Here is a 19,914-nt window from a genome sequence, read left to right on the forward strand (position 1 = left end):
ACCGGCTGCGAAGCAGTCGCAAAACCTGAGAACCGTACCTGACTCCACGAACGCTTCGCGCTCGATCGCAGCCTCGCTTCGCTCCTCAGCGGCTACGCCAAGCGCGTTAAACGCTATTATTTTTTGCCAGCCAGTGCCGAAATCAGTGCCGGGTCATGATTGTAGATATCCGGCGCATAGATCACCTTGCCGTCCTTGTTCGCCTGGGCCGTCCAGTAGGTCATCAGGATCGGCGTCGGCTTGGACAGCCTGAACTCATGGGTCAAGCCGGTGCTCAACAGCTCTTCACTGCGTACTTTTTCGGCAGGTGTCACCAGCAGGTCGCGCAACTGGAATACCGCTTCGACCCGCACGCACCCCGAGCTGAACGCGCGCGGCGCCTTGCTGAACAGGGCCTGGCTGGGCGTGTCGTGCAGGTACACCGAGAACGGATTGGGAAAGCGGATGGCAATTTTGCCCAGCGGGTTTCTTGGCCCGGCCCCCTGGCGCAGGAGGATGTTGCCCGGGCGGTCCCAGTCGATATCCTGCGCTGCCAGCGGCTGGCCGTTGCTGTCGACGATCTGCAAATCCTGGCGGCTGAGGAAGGTAGGGTCGCGTCGAATCTGCGGCAGTTTGTCTTCGCGAAAGATGGTCGGCGGGATGGTCCAGGTCGGGTTGAGGGTCAGGCGATTGACCCGGGACTTGAGCAACGGGGTCTGGCGCTCGGCACGGCCCACCTGGGTACGGGTCTGCCACACCGGCACACCGTTCTGGTACACGGTCAATTGGGCGGCGGGTACGTTGACCAGCAGGCTGTCAGGCTCCAGGTCCTGGGCGATCCAGCGAAAACGCTCCAGGTTGATGCGCAGTTGTTCGCGCCGGTCACGGGGGCTGACGTTCAGTTCCTTCAAGGTGCCGGCGCCGATAACGCCGTCGGCCTGCAGTGAGTGATCAAGCTGAAAGCTCTTCACCGCCGCCACCAGCTCATTGCTGTAATGGTGATCGACAGTCGTCGGCATGTGGTTCAGATAGCCTTCGCTGACCAGTCGCCGGGCCAGGTCCGGCACTCGCGCATCCTGCATGCCAGGGCGCAGCAAGGGGCCGCTGGCCAGCGACTGCCATTGTGGCAGCGGTTGCTGGCGCAGACGCGCATAAACCTTGCGCAAATTCTGGTACAGCTCATTTTGCGGGCGCGCCTGGGCAAAGGCCCGAGGGACATCGTTCAGACCCGGGCCGGCCAAGGCCAGAGTCCAGGCCTGACGATCTTGTGGCACTTCACTGGCATGCCAGACCGGCTCGAAGCGCGACTGTTGCAGACGGCCATAGTGCAGATCCTGCAAGGCCTGCAGGTAGTGCTGGCTGGTTTCGATGTCGGCACACAGGTCATGCCCGGCAGGCACCTTGTAGTTGCCGGGATCAAGGCCGTCGTCGGCCAGTTGCGTCAGCGCCGCTTGCAGGGCACCCAGGCGGCCATTGACCGACCACACCGGCTGATCGCCCTGGCCCTGATAAAAGCCCTGCAGCAGTTGCTGCATCGGCTGACTGATGCGTGTAGCCAGACTTGGACAGGCCTGGGGCAGTTGGTTTAGCGCCTGTTGCACCGGGTTTTCGGCGCCCGCCTGTAGGGGATCGGCTACAGCGACCAGTGGCGCAGTCAGTAAGGCAATGCTCAAGTAAAATGCGCGTTTTTTGAACAACTGCTTTACTCCAATTAATGGCCATGAACTGAATCGGCCGTCACGGCAAACCCACAGGCTAGCAGTTAATACAGGCGCGCCAAGTTATCGGCGCAGGGTGCTGGCCAGACTACCTTCGAGAACACACGAACCATGCTGATCTTTTTACGTCGCTTTTGTCTTGCAGCCATTGCGCTGAGTGCAACCTGTAGCACTGCATACGCAGCCACCGCCAATCCCGTCCTGCTCAACAAACTTAGCCACGCCGCCCCCGAACTCAACCCGCAAGCCCTCAAAAGTGCCCTGAGCGCCATGCAGTGCGCGGTCAACAACGGCGCCAAGCAAGCCCGGCACCTGGCCGTGATCGATTACTCGGAGCCTTCGACTGCGCGCCGTCTCTGGATCTTTGACCTCAACCGCAAGACGTTGGTTCTGCGTGATCTCGTCGCCCACGGGAAAAAATCCGGGGAAAATTTTGCCACCAGCTTCTCCAACGCCGATGGCAGCAACCAGTCCAGCCTGGGCCTGTTCAGCACCCGCGAAAGCTATATCGGCAGCCACGGCTACTCGTTGCGCATGGACGGCCTGGAACCGGGGATCAACGATCTGGCCCGCGAACGGGCCATCGTGATCCACCCGGCCAATTATGTGAACCCCCTGTGGAGCAAGACCCAGGGTCGCATCGGCCGCAGCCTGGGTTGCCCGGCGGTACGCCCGCAAGTGGCGCGTCAGGTGGTCGACAAACTCAAGAATGGCCAGTTCATGTTCGCCTGGTACCCTGACCAGCAGTGGCTGCAATCCTCGGCTTACCTCAACTGCCAGCCACGCCAGGTGGCAAGTATCGTCTCGGCCAGGATCGGGGGTTGAAAGCTCGGCGTTAATGCCGCTAGATAGCGCACACCTGTTCAAGGAGTTACACCATGTGCGCACAGCCCTGCACTTACCGCCCCATGAGCCCGGCCGATTTGCCCGCGGCGCATGGGCTGTCCGCGCAACTGAACTGGCCCCATCGCCTCGAAGACTGGAGCCTGTTGCAGCGTACTTTCAAAGGATTTGTGGCCTGCGTCGATGATCAATTGATCGGTACGGCATTTGCCTGCCCCCAGGGCGCGTTTGCAACCATAGGCCTGGTGGTGGTCAACCCCGACTTCCAGGGCCGGGGCATTGGCCGCCGGTTGATGGAACAGGCACTTGAAGCCTGCAAGCCAGGCATTGCCATCCTCAATGCCTCCGTCGCCGGCGCCCCCCTGTATCTGAGCCAGGGCTTTGTCGAATTCGGTATCATCGAGCAACGCCAGGGCCTGGCGCATGCCGTAGAACTCCAGGCCTTGCCCGAAGCCGAGCATTGCCGTGCTCTCGGCCTGTCAGACCAGGCCCGACAACTTGCTCTGGCCAATGCAGGCAGCGCACTGGAGCGCAGCGCCATCTTTGCGCAGTTGCACGACACGCTGGAGCACACGGCAGGCATCGAACGTGACAGTCAGTTACAGGCCTTGGCGCTGTTGCGCCGTGCCGGTCGGGGTCATTGCATTGGCCCGGTCATCGCTGAAAACCTTGAGCAAGCCAAATATCTGATCGCTACCCTGCTCGCCCGGATCCCCGGCCAGTTTGTGCGAATCGATGTACCGCAGGACAGCGGCCTGAGTGAATGGCTGACGCTGGCCGGCCTTGAGTCAGTAGACTGCGTCACCCAAATGGCCCTCGGCACGCCCCCGCAACCTGCTGGCGGTGTTCGCCAGTACGCACTGGTTTCGCAAGCAATGGGTTGACCGGCAAGAGCCCACAGGACTGATCCGGCGATAAACCGTCAGGGCAGGTCAAAAAACTATGGGATAAAACAGAGATATGGGTGACTGACGGGAGTGCGTCAGGCCATATGGCGTTGACGCTGAACTTGAAGATGCTTGCCCGATGCTGGACAAGACCTGGAATATGGCAGGGGCGGCTGGATTTGAACCAACGCATGGCAGGATCAAAACCTGCTGCCTTACCGCTTGGCGACGCCCCTGTAGATGTTGCGATGAATGCCTGGCATTCACTTATCGATTCTTGCAGCCTGCGAATGTTGCCAACCGCGCTGAACCTGTAAGGGTTCGCTGTGAGAACGAGCGCAAATATACCCGCACTCTCAGGATATGGGAAGCACTTTTTAAATAAATTTATTCAAAAACAGCTACTTAGTGGTACTCACGGGCAGAAAGCCCCGTTTTTACGGGCTTTGCCAGCGCCTGCGAGATTGCCCCATGACGCTCCCCTGTCGCAGCCGGCCTAGCGGGCCAGGTCAAAGGCAGGCCTGGGCAGAGCATCCAAAAGCGCATCAAATGCCCGCAGATCATACCTGCGGGTATTGGCAGAGGTTTGCGGGATCTTGAAGTCAAGCGGCAGATGCCAGAGCACCCGCCCAGGAAACACCTGCTCGATTGCACGGTACCAATCCAGCAGTGGTGCTTGCAGACTCAGGTGCAACTCGAAATTTTTGCGTGTACGGCCTGGGTCGCCCGCCATTTGCTGGCGCGCTGTCGCGGCGTCGATAGCCTTGACCAAATAAAGGTCGGCAAAACCCAGCTGCTGCGCGGCGACCGCACGACGAGCTGCCTGCCAAGCGAGTTGCCACTGCGCCTCGGTGCCCTGCCCAACTTGCCAAAGACACCAGCTGTAATGCAGCTTCAACGGATCGGTGTCGCAGACGGCCACTGCGTACAACTGCTCAATCGCGCACGCATCACTCCAGCGTTTGGCATTCCAGCGGGTCCAATAGGCTGCTACCTGCTCGTCCTGCACAGGCTGGCTCTTTCGATCCGCAGGAAATGACTCCGGTAACAGGCTGGCTGATGCGGCCTGATTGCACCAGGTGGTTTTACCTACGGCACTGATCCCTTCAACCACCACAATCATCTTGCATGCCTCCTTGGCCAAACAGTCGATTGTTTCAGCAAACGGTGCTGGTGTGAATGGCAAAGCAGATTGATCTTATGGCCTGTTGAACAACACAACCGGCTGCAGGGCATGACCTTAACAACTCATCCAGTCAAGCGCTCAACCACCACAGCCCTTATGTAAGGCATGGACAATGACTCACAGGCAACACCGACAGGCACAAAATTTACGGCGAGCATCAATTGCGAGAAAACTGCCTGACCAGCGACCCAATGGAGGTTGCTGATAATGGTTACAAGCCATCGCCAAACTACAGGCTTCAACAGACGCTGCGCCTGCCGTTAGTCACTGGACAGGGCTACAGGGCTGCACTAGCCTCCAGACCAGGCGTTTCAATCCGGCCAGAGAATCATCCATGATGCTACTTTTAATTCTCTTCTTGATCATTGCATCGATTTTGCTCGGCTTTTTTTTTCATACTGCCAAGCAGCCGTCGAACCCCAGAAAACTCCTTAAGGCATGTGCCTTCAGTGGCTTGGCATTTATTGCTGCCATACAAATTATTCAAGCAACTTACGAAGGCAAACAGTCCATTGCCGAACAATCGCCCTTGATATTCTTTATGGGTATGGGTGTCGCCATCGTCATTTGCTTCTTCTTGGGCTGGTCTTATGCCGGCATAAGACAAGAGAAAAAAATCTGAATCGCTAACCTGTGGCCCCTATAGCGTTGCGTAAATGCGCCCATACTGGGGCGTTCGGCTTTTGCCCGGATGATGCCCCGAGTGTTCTATTCAGCCAGCCCCCCTGAGCCCTTATTCCACCAGCGTCTGGCTGACTGTTTGGTGCTGCCCAAGTAGCGACCCTGGCCATTTCAAGCACGTCGCGGTCGATCATTACCTTGACCATCGCCCCAACGCGATTGGCCCGCTCGATGGCGCCGGGCTTGGGCTGTCTGTTTTTGGGCGAAAATCTGGCTCTCTTGATACACTTGCGCCCCTTCACACTTCACACGGATCTGCGCGGTATAACGTACCGTGCCGTCGGCGAGTTTTCTGGATCTGATCGTAACCATAGTAAAAGTGGTACACGTCAGTTTTCAGGTGGTACATTTTATTACCACCCACCCTAAAAAACGCCCTTTTACCCCCTAAAACACGCCTTAAACACGTAGAGCAAAATGGTAGAAAAATCAGCTACAAACCCCGTAAACAAAGGCTCTGCGGTGTCCAGGCGCTTTAGTGTGGCGCCTATGATGGATCGAAGCCACAAAATTAAAAAATCACTATAAATCAATAAGATATTTTAATTCACAGCATTGCTGTAGCAAAATTTAAGCAGCCAATGCGACTTGATAAAAAATCATCCAAAAACGCTCTCCCCGATCTGTCCAATCAATGACTGCATGTGATCTTCTCTTACTACTATTGCTGTAGCGTCTTGCCGACAAAAATACCACCAACAGATGGGAGCTCTACCAATTTCGCGTGCCCGTGGCCCACAGTAAAAAACCTTTCTGTAGTGCTCTAATAAATCCGGACACACGACCAAGAACGAGCGTTAGAGGAGGACCAAGCTGCCGGGAGGAACTGGTTACATGAGTAAGTTTTGGGAGTGCTGTCTAATTCATCGCAGCGTCGGTTAAGATAGAGAGGCTTTCTACAAAGTCCGCACCGACTAATAAACTGGTATGAGTTCATGACTGGCAACAACAGAGACTCTTTGAAAAAGCTTGGTGTTGTCTTTCCAATGGATGATATCCGAGCTCATATTGCAACGATGAGTAATCTGTCATCCCTAACGAATTTGCGCGCCCAGATGGCAGCAATGACCAATCCGGAGTCATTGACGAATCTGCGTGCCCAGATGGCAGTAATGACCAATCCGGAGTCTTTGACGAATCTGCGTGCCCAGATGGCAGCAATGACCAATCCGGAGTCTTTGACGAATTTGCGCGCCCAGATGGCAGCAATGACCAATCCGGAGTCTTTGACGAATTTGCGCGCCCAGATGACAGCAATGACCAATCCGGAGTCTTTGACGAATTTGCGCGCCCAGATGGCAGCAATGACCAATCCGGAGTCTTTGACGAATTTGCGCGCCCAGATGGCAGCAATGACCAATCCGGAGTCTTTGACGAATTTGCGCGCCCAGATGGCAGCAATGACCAATCCGGAGTCTTTGACGAATTTGCGCGCCCAGATGGCAGCAATGACCAATCCGGAGTCTTTGACGAATTTGCGCGCCCAGATGGCAGCAATGACCAATCCGGAGTCTTTGACGAATTTGCGCGCCCAGATGGCAGCAATGACCAATCCGGAGTCTTTGACGAATTTGCGCGCCCAGATGGCAGCAATGACCAATCCGGAGTCTTTGACGAATTTGCGCGCCCAGATGGCAGCAATGACCAATCCGGAGTCTTTGACGAATTTGCGCGCCCAGATGGGGGCAATGATAAGTAGTGGACGTATGCAGTCAGATTTTTCTGCTGCTATAAGCTCTTATCATGAGCTGATCAGCGAATCGACCTTAGCGAGCTTTCTCGTATCACCAGGAGATTTAAGCAAACCATCAACTCAGACAATAGAGGCTGAGGGGTTAAACTTAGTAGCTCCAGATCTTGACAATATACATGGTGTTGATCTGGAAATCATGAAGGCTCTATCAGTTGGAGATGCCGAACTATCTTTACCGGCAATACAACGCCTACAATCGATTTACCTTCAAATTATTGTGATTTGGGACATACTCCTGCGCATGTTCAATACATATGTAGCCATAGGCATTTTAGTTGCGCTGATGTCTACCGTATCGAAACCTGTAGATATATCCAGGCAAGTTGCGCTACTACCCGATAACGAGCGAGCACTTCTCGCGGGGTACCGAATTGTTAACCGTAACGGCGCGAGACTCCGTGTAGAACCAAGTAAATCTTCTGAGCTAATTGTGTCGTTGCCTTTGGGATTGCTAGTTGAAGTTTTAGATAAAAATGACAAGGGATGGTTCTACGTCGCAGTGGAGTATCAAGGAGAGTGGATCGAAGGATGGGTGTATTTCAGTGTAACCACGCCAGTACCTCCGCCCCAAGGCTTTCGTAAGCACGAAGCAAATGGCTATACTGACCTGCAATAGCTAATAAAAAATCATCAACGATATCAAGAATAAGGGAATACATATCAATGAGACTTTGATTGGACTTTACCATCTACCATTGTCACCGTCATGTACACATACACCTCAGTGCCCCACGTATAGACTTGAACCCTACCCGTACTTGCGGCTTCTTTGCCGGGTATTTTCACGATCATTAGTACCTCGTCATATGTCATTCCCGGTTGTATCGACTGATATTGCTGCTCACTAATATTGGGGCGTTGCGCTTTAATCACTTCAGCGCTAGGAAACCCAACCTGCGACTGGTAGTTAACGGTATTCCCGTTTCCAGAAATAATCGGACTATTTACCCCACTGCTACTCTGCGAGACTGCGGTTTCCGGCAATACTAGCGCTGCTACTGAAGCCAAAGCACCTAAAACCCCGGTGTATAAACCTATTTTTTTCATACTAACCATACGAAACTCTGAAAAAATAAATATGCATAAGCAAAACTGCTTGCCGCTCCACCCCAAACGAGAAATGACGCCATAGACCGCATGTAAACCCTAAACGCGGATCCACTCCCCCGGATCATCAGGTAACCCGAGAACAGAAGTATCCAGCAACTCGAATGTCTCGGGGTGTAGTACAGAGCTAGTCGCATCATTTGTCAGATCATCGATTGCCTGAGCAATGCTTCGATAGCTACCCAAGCTATCGTCATCAAACATTGGGTGAAATCGCCCATCAGCCGACTGGGCTATGTAGAAGGTGCCAGCCTGCGTCGGGTACCTCAAAAGAGCTCGCATCAGTCTGCCTCCCTGCATCGAGGACAAAATGCCATCGATCGATTCATGCATACTGTCGAAAAAACCACTATAAAGCCATCATCTATTTCAATGCCCCTACCACAATTAGGTGAAGCCTAGATCAAGTCGCCCTTACTGAATTTATCGAATTACTCTATCACCATCAGATTGATACTGTTTAAACCAGTTCGAAGCTCGATGTCGTCTTATTGTGAGCTATCAAAGTAACCCTAGAGGCACAAAATCGAGGTCTCGTCACTAGCTGTCTTATTGCTGCAAGTCCCTGCTGAGGCTTTCCACTACCAGCGTACGCCGGAAGCCTCCAGGCGGCCCAGTTGCTCTGCTGTACACCTCGGCAAAGATCGGATAGAAGGAGGAAAGATTTATTAGTGTGTAGACCGACTGACCATTAGCTGCCTGTCAGGAATTTCTATTTCCGGCTAGGAGGGGATGTGAGGTAAGGGCTATCTTGTTCTTTTCACACGCTGCATCGGAAGGTAGGGAATCCATGTCTGACTTTTTTCAAGAAACGCCTGCCGCCATCAAATGGGCAGATGAGGCGGAACAGCGACACCAAACTGGAAAATTTGGCGAAATTGTGCGCGCGGTGATCTGGACGGATGCGCGCGGCTCAGATGGTAAATTGTTGGTGGATGTCGATCCAGGCATATTGGCTACCAAGATAAACTGCAATCCTTTCACACTTCTTGAGAATCACGATCCCGGACGTCCAAAGGGACAACTGCTGGAAAGTGCATCGTTCGAAAGTTCTGAAGGTCGAAAATTTGTCGCCGCAGTCCTTGGGTATTATGCAGAAGGAGACGTTCTGAGTTTTCTTGGCTTGGGGATAGATGTTGACTTATCAGTTCCGCCACCAATACAGCTCCCCAGACTGTTGGATGATGTCTGGATCGAGATCGCGACGGATGCAAGAGAGGTGGATGAAGATTGGTTGGATCAAGTAACTAATGATTCACCCGTTAGAGTCGAGCGTTCCGAACTGTCGCACAACGCAGCGGATTCATTACAAGAACTGATAAGGGTCGGTCTGCCCTACGTACTCCTTGTTTGGAATCCATTCGTGACTACGATAGCTACTGAGACGGGTAAGACTACGTACGCTGGAATACATGCATGGTTTCGGAAATTGCTCAGTCGGTTAGCCGATAGACGTAACCCTATACTCGATTTTCATTCACATCAGGACGGCTGTCAGGTCTCATTTCTATTCAGAGGTAACGATGAGAGAAAGCTTCACTTAGCCATGGACGCGTTGGCCGGTGCGGCGGCTCAAGCAGCTCGGTTAATTTCGAGGCTGAAATCTCAAGGAAAAATAAGTCGGCAAATGGTGTATGAATTCAATAAAGATACACTTTTGTGGGCACCGTCATTTGTTCTACTGAATGATGATCGGATCATCACCGATAACCTCGCACTTATTGCGATTGGAAATCTTCCCAAGGGATTGAGTCTAGGTCTGACGCGAAGCAATTCCCTATGAATTGAAGTAGAAATGTACAAGGCAGCCAAGACGACCATGCCCTCGATCAACGTCATCTATCATCAACAGCTTGCTGAAGGTTATCCTCCTCCTAAGTAGCACGATGGCGATCGAGTATCCTAAAGGGTGTGGCATGCTACGCTTACGCCGCTGGCATCTCGACACATGTAATGATCACCAGAGTTAGCTACCCATGGCAAAAAAATAATTGCCAAATACCAAAACTTCATCAAGGACCATCTGGCATGGCAGTAGATATCCTAGTCACGACTGAAAGATTGCAAGAAGATCCGCTCGGAAGAGACCTTATTGAATCGCTTAAGAACTCTGAAAGCGCTATCAGCTCTTCACCGTCGGCTCTTTACTATGATTTTCCTGTTTACTCAGACTACGACGGCGCAGATCACAAGCCAGATATTCTGGTGCTAAGCCGCAGCTGCGGAATCCTAGCCATCCGGGTGATCACGGCAATCCAGGCGGATCGTGACAGCACCAACAGCCTTTTAGCAGTCGATGATTCGCTTAATCAATTTTGTAGCATCCTGATAGGAAGGCTACTAAAAAGTAAAATATTAAGAAAGTCACGCTCGCAGCTCTCTCTGAACGTAACACCTATTATCTTTTGCGACAGTGAGTTAGCAGACAGAATTTTTGATTCGAGCGACTCTGTAATCGTGTCCTCAATGGACTCATTGAAAGATCTGATTCAGGATCTTGAAGAAGAGTTATTAGGTCCAGAGGCATATGACGAAGCCCGATCTGTAATCGAGGGAGCTAAAGCCCTCACTCGATCGAACAAGCGCCTAGTCGAAAATCCAGAGCAGCAGCGCGCAGCCAGTGCGCTCGCCGAACTCGAATCTGAAATTGCAAACTTTGACCAAAAGCAGCGTGCTGCAGCCTTGATAACAATTAATGGCCCTCAGCGTATACGTGGACTTGCCGGTTCGGGTAAAACTATCATTTTGGCTATGAAGGCCGCACACCTTCATATGAACAGACCAAATGACAAAATCCTCCTAACCTTTTATACAAAGAGTCTCAAGTCTTCCATAAAAAACTTGGTCACCAAGTTTTACAGACATTATAAAGAAGTTGATCCAGACTGGAATAACATCCACATAGTGCATGGTTGGGGCGGCTCTAACACAAGTGGTGCCTACTCTGATGCCTGCCTACGAGCAGGGAGAACACCTTTCACATTCAGCACCGCACGCTCTGGTGCACCTAATGGTATAGACCCTTTTGAGTTTGCATGCCAAGACCTGATGCAAAAAGGTGATATCGAAGAGTACTATGACCACATCCTCATTGATGAAGGGCAGGATTTTCCAGCCGCATTTTATGAATTAAGTTTCCGGCTTGCGAAAGGCCACCGAGACAAAAAAAACATTGTATGGGCGTACGACGACCTTCAAAATATCATGAAGGTGAGAATGCGGAGCGCTGCTGAACTATTCGGCATAGATCATGACGGTGAACCGCGCATATCGCTTGAACGGGCAGCAATAGGCCTGCCGTTCAAATTCTCCAACGACACCGTCCTTAGCAAGTGCTATCGCAACCAGCGTGAAGTCCTCATTACAGCTCACGCACTTGGATTTGGAATTTATTCAAACATCGTGCAATTGCTTGAAAGTGCTGATCACTGGAAAGACGTCGGTTATGAAGTTATCTCACCAAACTATTATGCCAACGCAGATATAGAGGTGGTGCGCCCAGTTGAAAATAGCCCGGTTAGCTTGAGCGGAGAAAACCTACCCGAGCTGATAGAGCATTACAACGCACAGTCCTTAGATGACGAAACAGACTGGGTTATAGCCTCGATATCTGATTTTTTAGAACAAGGCTTGAATCCGGAAGACATAATAATTGTCGCTCTGGATGACCGCCACATGAAGGGTTACTTCAAAGCCTTGTCTTCAAAGCTGGCGGACATGGGGATTGCGTCGAATAATATTCACGCCGACCCGTACTCAGACCCACCCTTTACAATATCCAATAAGGTAACACTATCCACAATTTATCGCGCCAAAGGTAACGAGGCCGCTGTAGTATTCGTCATTGGCGTCGATGCGATTTCACTTAAAACACGTGGAGATCGTAACAAATTATTCACGGCTTTCACACGTACTAAAGCTTGGCTTCGCGTCTCCGGGATGCAAGGATCTACAAGACAAATCATTGAAGAAATGACTGAGGCAGAGCAAAACTTCCCCGCTTTGCGTTTCACCATGCCTGACCTTTCCAAATTGGATATGATTCAGAGAGATCTCAGCCAGCGCTCTATCAAAGCCAAAAAATTGAGAGCTGAGTATCTAGACAGCCTTCGTCGTGAAGGCTTGTCAGAAGAAGACGCTGACTTGGATTACGATGATGAATAGACAGGAGACTCAGTCAGGAATCCACAAAAGTTGGGACCTGGCGGATAAACTTGGATTGGCAGCAGCTTTCAGCAATCCAAATTTACTTCAACTAAATACCGAGTTCCGAGATGCAATTCTTTCGAAAGATAGTACGTACATCGACGTCTATCTTACCGCGATGAACTTATCTCATCACAACATGATTTTGTCTGATTACTCATACTTTCAATTCAGTATGGAACGTGATGGATACGTGCGCTACGCCTATTACCCCAATCCTTTTATTTCCGGAAAAGAATCAGAAACCACCTCTTTCAAAAAAATAACAGAACTTTTCGAAAACGAATTTATTTCTCATGAACAGTATCTTAGCCTACTGGACAGCAAGAGGAGCTTGAACGGGAAACCCATGTGGAGGTATGAAAACGCTCCCGATCAACGGAAACGTTTTTTTCATCCGTGCTCACACTTTCACATTGGGTTTCATTCTGAAAATCGGTGGCCACTAAAAAGAACACTGACCCCTCTTGCCTTCTCGATGTTGGTTTTCAAACAGTATTACGGAGATGAGTGGAGAGCATTTGGTGATGACGACGACCCTGAAATCAGCAACTCATTTGAGCGCGCTTTAATCCGGGAGCGCCAAAACTGTCACGTCGTCCCTGACGATCTATTTGAAAAAATAGAAGAGCAAGCATTCTTCTTCTCATAGCCATGAGCCTTGATTTGTAGAAATCTTCGAGTGTCCGCTTTTGGTCGACACCAGTCCTTCGTGACAGGCTGCTATCGACCAATAGCTGAGGCTCGAGACAAAGCCGGTCTCCGAATATGCCCCAACCCAGATATGTGTCACTCTGAATAGCCTCGATTTTTCTACATACGTCCAACTGACTAATTTTGAACGTTTTTTGCCCGCCTCGAAAGGCAGAAAACGGCCAATACTGACGGGCAGATGTCACCAGACTCCGTCCAAAAACTGCGGTCGCCAACCTACACTCGCGCTATACAGTGTCAGATACGTCTAGGAACCTCAGGACGATTCAAGGCTAATCTGTTTCAGACCATAATTTATAGGCTGATTTACTGGCAGAAGACTCGCGATTGGCAAGTTCGCCATGCCTGTCAAATTTGGCGAGAAATGTACTTCTTGGTAGCGGCGTAGCACCTAGAACTCGCATTCCATTTCCAACTTGGCACACATGACGATCAAAACCTATAAATCTATCGTGCGATTCCTTCTTGAAAAAATCTTCATTCGCGGAAATTAGCGTAAGACTTTCAAGTGCCAAAGAAAACTTCTGATTACTACGGAGCAAAGTTGAAAACGCAACACTTACAGCACAATGAAAATCACTATGCCTCTCCCCTCCATGCGAAATAATTTTGACATTGTATTTTTTTCCGAGCCTGGCTAAAAAAGTGAAAAAATTAACTAATCCAGCATCAACTTTTTTATCTTTAGCAGCACGCCAAATAGCGTCAAAAAAATACCTATCTATAATCGTGATTTTTTTTGAAAAGCGAGCTAGCGGTTCGAATCTGGCTCGCCACACCTGTTCTGCTGTATCGCACTCTAAGATATCTGACTGAGAAAGCCTTTGAGAATTACTGATGTGAGAGGACTCACTGCAGACACCAGCACCCAGCATTTCAAACCCTGTTTTTAGGCATGTTCTCTTACTCGTCTCATCTCCAGACAATAGATAGCCAACATCCTCATCAGTGAAAGCAATTTTAAACAAAGAATTTAATTCGCATAGACTCTCGAAATTTGCGTAATTGCTAAACTCCCACCACCCGCGACTAACTTCAGCCTTCTTTCCATACTCAAACGCCTCAACCCAGCGCTGGCGAAACTTAATTGGTAAGTTATCTATAAGTTCTAAAAACTCATCGCTTCCACCTTGAGGCAGGATCAATACACCTAGGTCGACCCAAGCGCTAGTCAAGTAATCATGAGCTAGGCTTATTGACTCGTTATTGAGAACGCCTGAGGAAAAAAAGTCTTTATCTAAAGAAAATTCTGAAATCATTTCGGGGCCACCACTTTACCCCGATACTTCTCTTTAAGACGTTCTTCAAAGAAGCCTTCTGGCCAAGCATCAATAAAATCACCATCACTATCCAGTCGAATAGGTATTATTTCGCCACCAGCTTTAGTGGGCTCCACGTAATATATCGCGACTTTTTTTGGTGAGAGTTCTTTCCTTGCAATCATCGCCTGTAATCTGAGAAGAAGAGACTCACTATGTGTTTCTATGATCCACTGATTGCTATCGCATGTTTTAACAAAAAAATTTGCCAGGTTCGCTTGAAGCCGCGGATGAAGGTGGATTTCAGGCTGCTCTACACAAATAACGCTATCATCTCTAACAAGCCCCTCAACGATTATTGGCAACATTTGGCCTATGCCAAATCCGACATCTGAAGGCCCTACGATAACATCAGTCCGTTTATCTTTTAACTGAAGACAAATTACAGGTCCTGAAACATCGTTACCAATGCCTGCTGACGATAACTCATAAGGAACTTCGAATGATGAAAACCAATGATTTATATCTTCAGTAATTTCAGGTCTTTCGTAAATGAACCGCGCAACGTTTTCCCCTTGCTTACCTACAGAATCATTCTGATCGGTCTTAGGGGCATAAATTCGACTAGGGTGGCTTCTTAAAGGACCAAGATAGGTAACTGAGCTAAACTTATCTTTTAAGTCTCGCGCCAAACTTGCGCATGTGAAATTCAGATAAAAAACGCCCTCAGTATCTTTTGCAGGATTCGTCTTTCCTTCATAGGTCGCCATTGAAGGCGTTGCATAGTTAAGATCGCTTCGAAAAGTAACGTAATCAAGCAGATTATCTATGTCAATTTCTTTATTGTTAAATCTAGGTCTACCTTTCAAATACTCACTTGTAGAAGACCATGCCTTACGACCTGAAAACGAGAACGTTTTTGCAGCTGCGATTTTCATTGCGGGGGCTTTTTTTCTAAAATCGTCAAGCTGATGTAAAAGTTTATTTTTTTCTTTATCAGTCGCAGACTCAATGCTTCTCTCAAGACTTAAAAGATCAGACTTAAGCTCTTGAACTTTTCGTGGCAATGCCGAATTTAACTCAGTAAAAAAAAGAACAGCATTATCATCCGCATTACTAACCGATACCGACATAGAGTCAATATAAGAAAACCCTTTGTGCTCTTTCTCTCCATCCATGTGCCTGTATGTAAGCTCATACTCTCTTTTTCTTGATTTCCCGAATACGTCAAAATCAAGACCTGAAACTGGCTGCTTTGTTGTTGGAAGGTAAGAAAATTTGAACGCTATAGGATCTTCTCGTTTGTGACCATGGACCATTGAAGAAAAGTCGCCCAAATCAACATATTCGCCGTTTGATACCAAGCCACCCTGAACATTAGGTCTTGTTATGGATTGTTTAAGGAGCATGATGGAGTGAATTATTGAACTTTTACCCGAAGAATTGGGACCATAGATCAAGGTTATTGGAGCAAGTTTAATATCTTGCCAATCTGAAAATGCTTTGAAGTTTTTAATTGATAATGTTTCTAGCATGATTCGTCCCTGATCTAAAATTTCGCTAATCATGGCACAATGCCTCACGTGTTCACAGCCTCATAGCAGGTGTTTTTTGCACCGTACCACCGGCCAGACCGTTGGCCCGTGGCGTGGTGGTGGCGCAACTGGTCGAAACATGATTTGCCCCCTATTTCTAGTCGATCAAGGGTTAGTACTTTAGTCAGGGAGCTGCTCTTGTGACAGGAAGCTATAGGCCTGAAGCAGATGTCCTTATATCTCTACATAATCAGACTATATTCCGTCACCGATACTCCAAACTCAGATTAGGCCACCCCCTCTCGGTTGTGGCCCCTACTCCGGCAAGAGAGTTTTATTGTGTCTGCGACGCTTTTCTCATCATCCAGAGGGAAGACCATAGGCGTCTTCCAGACGACCCAGCATCCCCCCTGCTAAGCCGGTTGAACCAAAACATAAACGCTCTAGGCTCTGCTATCGAAGAAATTGGAATCTGAATCGATCAGCGAGGCTCCATAGAAACATGTCATCGAATTACCCAACACCTTAAAACGCTGTCAGAGAACAGTGATGCAATTGTCGAATTGCTCGTTGACCTGATTGTTAGATGGGTGCCAGAAAGCGATCCTGATGCGGAAGAGTAAATCCTCTTCTAAATACAGGGGTTTACCGGCTGCTCATAGCGACAAGCGGGTTAATCCTGCGTGCTGGGCAGATGAAAAATCCCCCTGATCCAGTCCCCTGAGTCTGCGGAAACTCGGGGGCTGAAATGGATGTTTACGCCGTTTTATCTAAGACTCATATTTAGTGGATGCCTGAAATCCCTCTGATATAGGCCTGACAGGCCTGCAAAGCAATCAGTCCTTGATCGCCGTCGCCGGTGATTCCGATAATTCGTTGAGCATGCGCTGGGTCAAGTTGGGCTCTACGGGCGCCATAAACCACGCCGCCGGCGCTGGGGGTGGTTTGCAATGCGTCACAACCAGTTGCTGCGGTGGCGTCGAGTTGGACTGACAGCCGCAAGTCAGCAGTAGCGAGGCGATCACGAAGGCGTGCCTGTTTCGTTTTCTCATCGGTAAGGGCTCGGTAATGGGATTGGTCACTGGCTGCCAGCCACTGCTCCAGGGCGAGGCGCTTGCCCTGCTCCGCCAGAATTTGCGCGGAGTTGGCGTTGGCAAGATTTGTGCGCTCGGTTTGGTGCGCAGCTTCCTTGGCGGACAGTTGCTGGCCGTATGCGTTGGCCTGCCAAACCCATGCGGCCCACACGCTGCCCGCCATCAGGCCAAGGATGATCAGCAGCAACCCGCCCCACTTCACCGCATCGATCTTCACGCCAACACCTTAAGCCCACGGGCGTACAACGCCTGCCGATCGGTCGCGCCATTCTGGCCACCATTGATACGTTGGGTGATCTTGTCAAACTGCCCAGCGTCGGCAAGGGGGTTGAGCCCCTTGGTGGCCCAGAACCATGCCGCTGACATGCAAGCATGTTGTGGCTTTTCCAGCAGCTCGGGCTGCTTGAGCAGATCCAGTGCCAGCGCGTCACCGCAGGTCATGTAGTTGGCCCGGCCTGTGATCTGGATCAGGCCACGACCGCGATACTTTTGGCCGTCGCCGTCAGCCTCTGGCGTGTTGCCCAAGCGCTTGGCGAGTGAACCTGTGTCGTACTTGCTCAGGTACTGATCGTTGCCCAACTCGCGCACGTAGCGGAACTGGCCGGACTCATGGCCGATCTGGGCAATAAACGCGGCTACACGCTTCGGACCAATGATCTGGTAGCGCACCATCGCGGCATTGAGTACCGGCACATAAACGCCAACTGACTGGCCAGCATCGGGAAGGATCTGCAAAAGTTGTTGCTGGGTAATCGACATAAGTTGCCCTTACGAAAAAGCCCGCACAAGGCGGGCCGGGGGTGGGGATTTTCGGGTTAGAGTTGAACGATTTTCAGGGTTTTCTCGGGCTTCTTGCCTTTGACCTTGGCCTTTCCCTTCTTGCCGGCGTTGCACTCGATCGTCGTCGACCAGCCAGACTGGGTGAATACCTGTTCCCGGGATTCCACCAGGTACTCGCCATTAAGCCCATCCTTGAACCCCTGTGCATTGATCATCCGTTCTGCGAACAGATCAGAGCGCCCGGGCATTTCCAGTCGCACACCTGCAGTCGAGCGGTTGAATGCGGCCAAGCGCGCCTTGGCGGCCTGTTCGGCGGCGGTCTTGTTCGGGTGGATATGCCGATCTGTATGCACCGGCGGCAGTCCGTCCGGGGCGTCGTCGTTGTTCAGATTCACCACCGCCAGTTTGCCGGTGGCTTTGTCCTGGTACTTGGTGCTCACAGCCTTGTGGGTCGAGCGATCGACCAGACGAAAGCTGTAACGACTGACGTCCGTTTTGTTGATGGTGACGACGCCCAGTGTCTTGCCGCTGGCCGTGACACCGCCCTGACGCGGCATAACGATTAACTTGCCGTCAGCGACCTTGGCCGTGCAGTCATGCTGCCGGGCCAAGCGGGTAATCAAGTTAAAGTCCGACTCACCCAACTGGTCAGCCCGGGGCACGATCGTGGCCACCGTACAGGCCGGCTCCCAGCCGTTACGCCGCGCTACAGAGCTGACGATGGTGGCCAAGCTATCGCCCTCCCAGCTACCGCTGCGGGTCGTCTTGCCGCTACCGCGCATGTCGCTGGCCTTGCCGCGTATCACCAGCGTGTCTGGCGGGCCGGAGACTTCAACCTCATCCACCACATAGCGGCCCTCCCGGGACAAGGTGGACCCGGCATAGCCCAGAAAGATTTCGATACTGGCCCCCCGAGACGGCAACGTCACAGCGCTGTCACGGTCATCAATGCGCAACTCAAACTCGTCCGACTCCATCCCGGGCTTGTCCGAGGTGCGCAACAGCAACAGCCGGTCGTTGATCATGCGGGTGATATCGCTGCCATCGGCGACGATGCGAAAAACGGGCGTCATATCCAGCTCCAACAAAAAGCCCCGCCCAAAGGCGGGGCTCAGGTTTTAAGGCGCGTTACGCGTAACGGTCAGCTCCAGAGCTGGACGGCCTGCTCATCGCTGGCTAGCGGCAAGTCCGGCAACACGATCAGCACACCGCCGCGATACGGCTCCGGCTCGGCGGCCAGCCCGGGATTGGCTTCCAGCACCGCCTCCACGCTGCCATTGAGGTGACCATAGGCGTTGTGACAAATGGTGTAGAGCTTGTCGCCGTCAAGCGTTCTGCAGGTCTTCGCCATAACGGACAAACTCCAAACTAAAGCCCTGCTTGCGGGGAATTCCGCCCTGCAGGAACGCGCTTTGATCCTCGGTGATCGAGGTCAGGCACCAATCCCCCAGGACATAGCCATAGCCCGTGGTGAGCCCCAGAGGCACCAACAACCCGCCAATGCTACGCAGGGTGTCCAGTTGCTTGAGACCGCCCCGGTGCCCGGGAAAGATCGAGCCTTTGAGGGTAATTTTGTCGTCGCCCATGCCCACCGCCTGCTGTGCCGGCCGCCGCATCAGGCGCTCTTGCGAGGCCCAGCGGAAACCGCTCTGCCGGTTCAGTTCCTCAAAGGCTGCCGTATCCAGATTGAAGTAATACGGCGGTGCCTCATGCTTGTGCGGCTGCAGGATCAGCAAGTGGGGGAACGGTTTCACCGCCTCCACTGCCGGGGTGGTGTCGGTAGCAAAGATGCTGGTCGGCAGAATGTTGCCCAACGCCGGATTGATCTTGCCGGCAATCTGGTTGATCGCATTTTTTGCCCGGGTTGCCTGCTCTCCCAGTACCTCCAGCCGCTGCTCGATCTGCGAGGCGGCGCGGGTGGCCTGATTGTAGACAGCGACCACCGCCCCCACTTTGGCCTGCGCCGCGCTGATACCGCGCATGACCCGCTGCAGCTTTTCACCGACCATCGGCCCAATGACCGGCAGGGTCTCCAGCTCAGAGGCCGCGCCGGTCATTTCACTGATTGCGCCGTTTACCGGCCCCATCATCCCGTCAAGACTTCGCCGCCCAGCCTCCCCGGCCGTGGCCAAGTAACTGACCGTGCTTTGCATCTGCTCCATATAGGGCATA

At 51.6% G+C, this 19,914-nt stretch carries 17 protein-coding genes and 1 tRNA gene; 7 read left to right on the forward strand and 11 right to left on the reverse strand.

Annotated features, from left to right (window positions below; translation table 11 throughout):
- Positions 1 to 116: 116 nt before the first annotated feature.
- Positions 117 to 1,676, reverse strand: a complete 1,560-nt coding sequence (locus AB3G35_RS16935; protein WP_169846589.1) for a murein L,D-transpeptidase — start codon at positions 1,674 to 1,676, stop codon at positions 117 to 119.
- 132 nt (positions 1,677 to 1,808) lie between these two features.
- Here AB3G35_RS16935 and AB3G35_RS16940 point away from each other — a divergent pair, with 132 nt between their 5' ends.
- Positions 1,809 to 2,522, forward strand: a complete 714-nt coding sequence (locus AB3G35_RS16940; RefSeq protein WP_016781279.1) for a murein L,D-transpeptidase catalytic domain family protein — start codon at positions 1,809 to 1,811, stop codon at positions 2,520 to 2,522.
- Positions 2,523 to 2,575: 53 nt separating this feature from the next.
- Complete coding sequence (locus tag AB3G35_RS16945; RefSeq protein ID WP_369781797.1) at positions 2,576 to 3,424, forward strand: GNAT family N-acetyltransferase; 849 nt, start codon at positions 2,576 to 2,578, stop codon at positions 3,422 to 3,424.
- A 164-nt stretch (positions 3,425 to 3,588) separates the two neighbouring features.
- On the opposite strand, the gene AB3G35_RS16950 is transcribed toward AB3G35_RS16945, so the two are convergent.
- Both AB3G35_RS16950 and AB3G35_RS16955 read right to left on the reverse strand, forming a co-directional pair.
- Positions 3,589 to 3,663 (reverse strand) — tRNA-Gln (locus AB3G35_RS16950).
- Positions 3,664 to 3,923: 260 nt separating this feature from the next.
- Positions 3,924 to 4,550 (reverse strand): hypothetical protein, encoded by a 627-nt coding sequence (locus AB3G35_RS16955; protein ID WP_106116430.1) that lies wholly within the window; start codon positions 4,548 to 4,550, stop codon positions 3,924 to 3,926.
- A 397-nt stretch (positions 4,551 to 4,947) separates the two neighbouring features.
- On the opposite strand from AB3G35_RS16955, the gene AB3G35_RS16960 reads away from it, so the two are divergent.
- Both AB3G35_RS16960 and AB3G35_RS16965 read left to right on the forward strand, forming a co-directional pair.
- On the forward strand, positions 4,948 to 5,235 hold the full coding sequence (locus AB3G35_RS16960) for a hypothetical protein (protein WP_134048786.1): 288 nt from the start codon (positions 4,948 to 4,950) through the stop codon (positions 5,233 to 5,235).
- Between the two features lie 994 nt (positions 5,236 to 6,229).
- Positions 6,230 to 7,663, forward strand: coding sequence for an SH3 domain-containing protein (locus tag AB3G35_RS16965; RefSeq protein ID WP_369781798.1), 1,434 nt, complete (start codon positions 6,230 to 6,232; stop codon positions 7,661 to 7,663).
- A 44-nt stretch (positions 7,664 to 7,707) separates the two neighbouring features.
- Here the strand turns inward: AB3G35_RS16965 and AB3G35_RS16970 are convergent, their stop codons facing one another.
- Entirely contained in the window at positions 7,708 to 8,103 is a 396-nt protein-coding gene (locus AB3G35_RS16970) for a hypothetical protein (RefSeq protein WP_369781799.1), read from the reverse strand.
- An 841-nt stretch (positions 8,104 to 8,944) separates the two neighbouring features.
- On the opposite strand from AB3G35_RS16970, the gene AB3G35_RS16975 reads away from it, so the two are divergent.
- The 3 genes from AB3G35_RS16975 to AB3G35_RS16985 all read left to right on the forward strand — a co-directional run bounded on the left by AB3G35_RS16975 (position 8,945) and on the right by AB3G35_RS16985 (position 13,012).
- Entirely contained in the window at positions 8,945 to 9,937 is a 993-nt protein-coding gene (locus tag AB3G35_RS16975; protein ID WP_369781800.1) for a hypothetical protein, read from the forward strand.
- A gap of 245 nt (positions 9,938 to 10,182) precedes the next feature.
- On the forward strand, positions 10,183 to 12,318 hold the full coding sequence (locus AB3G35_RS16980; protein ID WP_369781801.1) for a DEAD/DEAH box helicase: 2,136 nt from the start codon (positions 10,183 to 10,185) through the stop codon (positions 12,316 to 12,318).
- Complete coding sequence (locus tag AB3G35_RS16985) at positions 12,311 to 13,012, forward strand: DUF2290 domain-containing protein (RefSeq protein ID WP_369781802.1); 702 nt, start codon at positions 12,311 to 12,313, stop codon at positions 13,010 to 13,012. Before AB3G35_RS16980 ends, AB3G35_RS16985 begins: the two co-directional genes overlap by 8 nt.
- A gap of 334 nt (positions 13,013 to 13,346) precedes the next feature.
- Here AB3G35_RS16985 and AB3G35_RS16990 read toward each other — a convergent pair whose 3' ends face one another.
- The 7 genes from AB3G35_RS16990 to AB3G35_RS17020 form a co-directional block, all read right to left on the reverse strand.
- Positions 13,347 to 14,333 (reverse strand): hypothetical protein, encoded by a 987-nt coding sequence (locus tag AB3G35_RS16990; protein WP_369781803.1) that lies wholly within the window; start codon positions 14,331 to 14,333, stop codon positions 13,347 to 13,349.
- A complete protein-coding gene (locus tag AB3G35_RS16995; RefSeq protein WP_369781804.1) occupies positions 14,330 to 15,901 on the reverse strand; it encodes a DUF3696 domain-containing protein in 1,572 nt (523 codons plus the stop codon). Before AB3G35_RS16995 ends, AB3G35_RS16990 begins: the two co-directional genes overlap by 4 nt.
- A 750-nt stretch (positions 15,902 to 16,651) precedes the next feature.
- Positions 16,652 to 17,179 carry a lysis system i-spanin subunit Rz gene (locus tag AB3G35_RS17000; protein WP_369781805.1) on the reverse strand — a complete coding sequence of 176 codons (528 nt, stop codon included), beginning with the start codon at positions 17,177 to 17,179 and terminating at the stop codon, positions 16,652 to 16,654.
- Entirely contained in the window at positions 17,176 to 17,721 is a 546-nt protein-coding gene (locus AB3G35_RS17005; protein ID WP_369781806.1) for a glycoside hydrolase family 19 protein, read from the reverse strand. The genes AB3G35_RS17000 and AB3G35_RS17005 overlap by 4 nt, the downstream gene beginning before the upstream one ends.
- 56 nt (positions 17,722 to 17,777) lie before the next feature.
- Positions 17,778 to 18,815 carry a phage late control D family protein gene (locus tag AB3G35_RS17010; protein ID WP_369781807.1) on the reverse strand — a complete coding sequence of 346 codons (1,038 nt, stop codon included), beginning with the start codon at positions 18,813 to 18,815 and terminating at the stop codon, positions 17,778 to 17,780.
- Positions 18,816 to 18,883: 68 nt separating this feature from the next.
- A complete protein-coding gene (locus AB3G35_RS17015; RefSeq protein ID WP_159259630.1) occupies positions 18,884 to 19,093 on the reverse strand; it encodes a tail protein X in 210 nt (69 codons plus the stop codon).
- The gene (locus tag AB3G35_RS17020; protein WP_095031296.1) at positions 19,068 to 19,913 is read right to left on the reverse strand and encodes a phage tail protein; all 846 of its coding nucleotides are present in this window, start codon (positions 19,911 to 19,913) and stop codon (positions 19,068 to 19,070) included. The genes AB3G35_RS17015 and AB3G35_RS17020 overlap by 26 nt, the downstream gene beginning before the upstream one ends.
- Position 19,914 lies beyond the last annotated feature (1 nt).

Source organism: Pseudomonas sp. WC2401 (assembly GCF_041200115.1).
Lineage (GTDB): Bacteria > Pseudomonadota > Gammaproteobacteria > Pseudomonadales > Pseudomonadaceae > Aquipseudomonas > Aquipseudomonas fragi.

Bases quoted from the DNA above. Each gene is read 5' to 3' on its own strand.
- AB3G35_RS16940 (WP_016781279.1), top strand. From the start codon at position 1,809: ATGCTGATCTTTTTACGTCGCTTTTGTCTTGCAGCCATTGCGCTGAGT.
- AB3G35_RS16945 (WP_369781797.1), top strand. From the start codon at position 2,576: ATGTGCGCACAGCCCTGCACTTACCGCCCCATGAGCCCGGCCGATTTG.
- AB3G35_RS16955 (WP_106116430.1), bottom strand. From the start codon at position 4,550: ATGATTGTGGTGGTTGAAGGGATCAGTGCCGTAGGTAAAACCACCTGG.
- AB3G35_RS16960 (WP_134048786.1), top strand. From the start codon at position 4,948: ATGATGCTACTTTTAATTCTCTTCTTGATCATTGCATCGATTTTGCTC.
- AB3G35_RS16965 (WP_369781798.1), top strand. From the start codon at position 6,230: ATGACTGGCAACAACAGAGACTCTTTGAAAAAGCTTGGTGTTGTCTTT.
- AB3G35_RS16970 (WP_369781799.1), bottom strand. From the start codon at position 8,103: ATGGTTAGTATGAAAAAAATAGGTTTATACACCGGGGTTTTAGGTGCT.
- AB3G35_RS16975 (WP_369781800.1), top strand. From the start codon at position 8,945: ATGTCTGACTTTTTTCAAGAAACGCCTGCCGCCATCAAATGGGCAGAT.
- AB3G35_RS16980 (WP_369781801.1), top strand. From the start codon at position 10,183: ATGGCAGTAGATATCCTAGTCACGACTGAAAGATTGCAAGAAGATCCG.
- AB3G35_RS16985 (WP_369781802.1), top strand. From the start codon at position 12,311: ATGAATAGACAGGAGACTCAGTCAGGAATCCACAAAAGTTGGGACCTG.
- AB3G35_RS16990 (WP_369781803.1), bottom strand. From the start codon at position 14,333: ATGATTTCAGAATTTTCTTTAGATAAAGACTTTTTTTCCTCAGGCGTT.
- AB3G35_RS16995 (WP_369781804.1), bottom strand. From the start codon at position 15,901: ATGATTAGCGAAATTTTAGATCAGGGACGAATCATGCTAGAAACATTA.
- AB3G35_RS17005 (WP_369781806.1), bottom strand. From the start codon at position 17,721: ATGTCGATTACCCAGCAACAACTTTTGCAGATCCTTCCCGATGCTGGC.
- AB3G35_RS17010 (WP_369781807.1), bottom strand. From the start codon at position 18,815: ATGACGCCCGTTTTTCGCATCGTCGCCGATGGCAGCGATATCACCCGC.
- AB3G35_RS17015 (WP_159259630.1), bottom strand. From the start codon at position 19,093: ATGGCGAAGACCTGCAGAACGCTTGACGGCGACAAGCTCTACACCATT.
- AB3G35_RS17020 (WP_095031296.1), bottom strand. From the start codon at position 19,913: ATGCCCTATATGGAGCAGATGCAAAGCACGGTCAGTTACTTGGCCACG.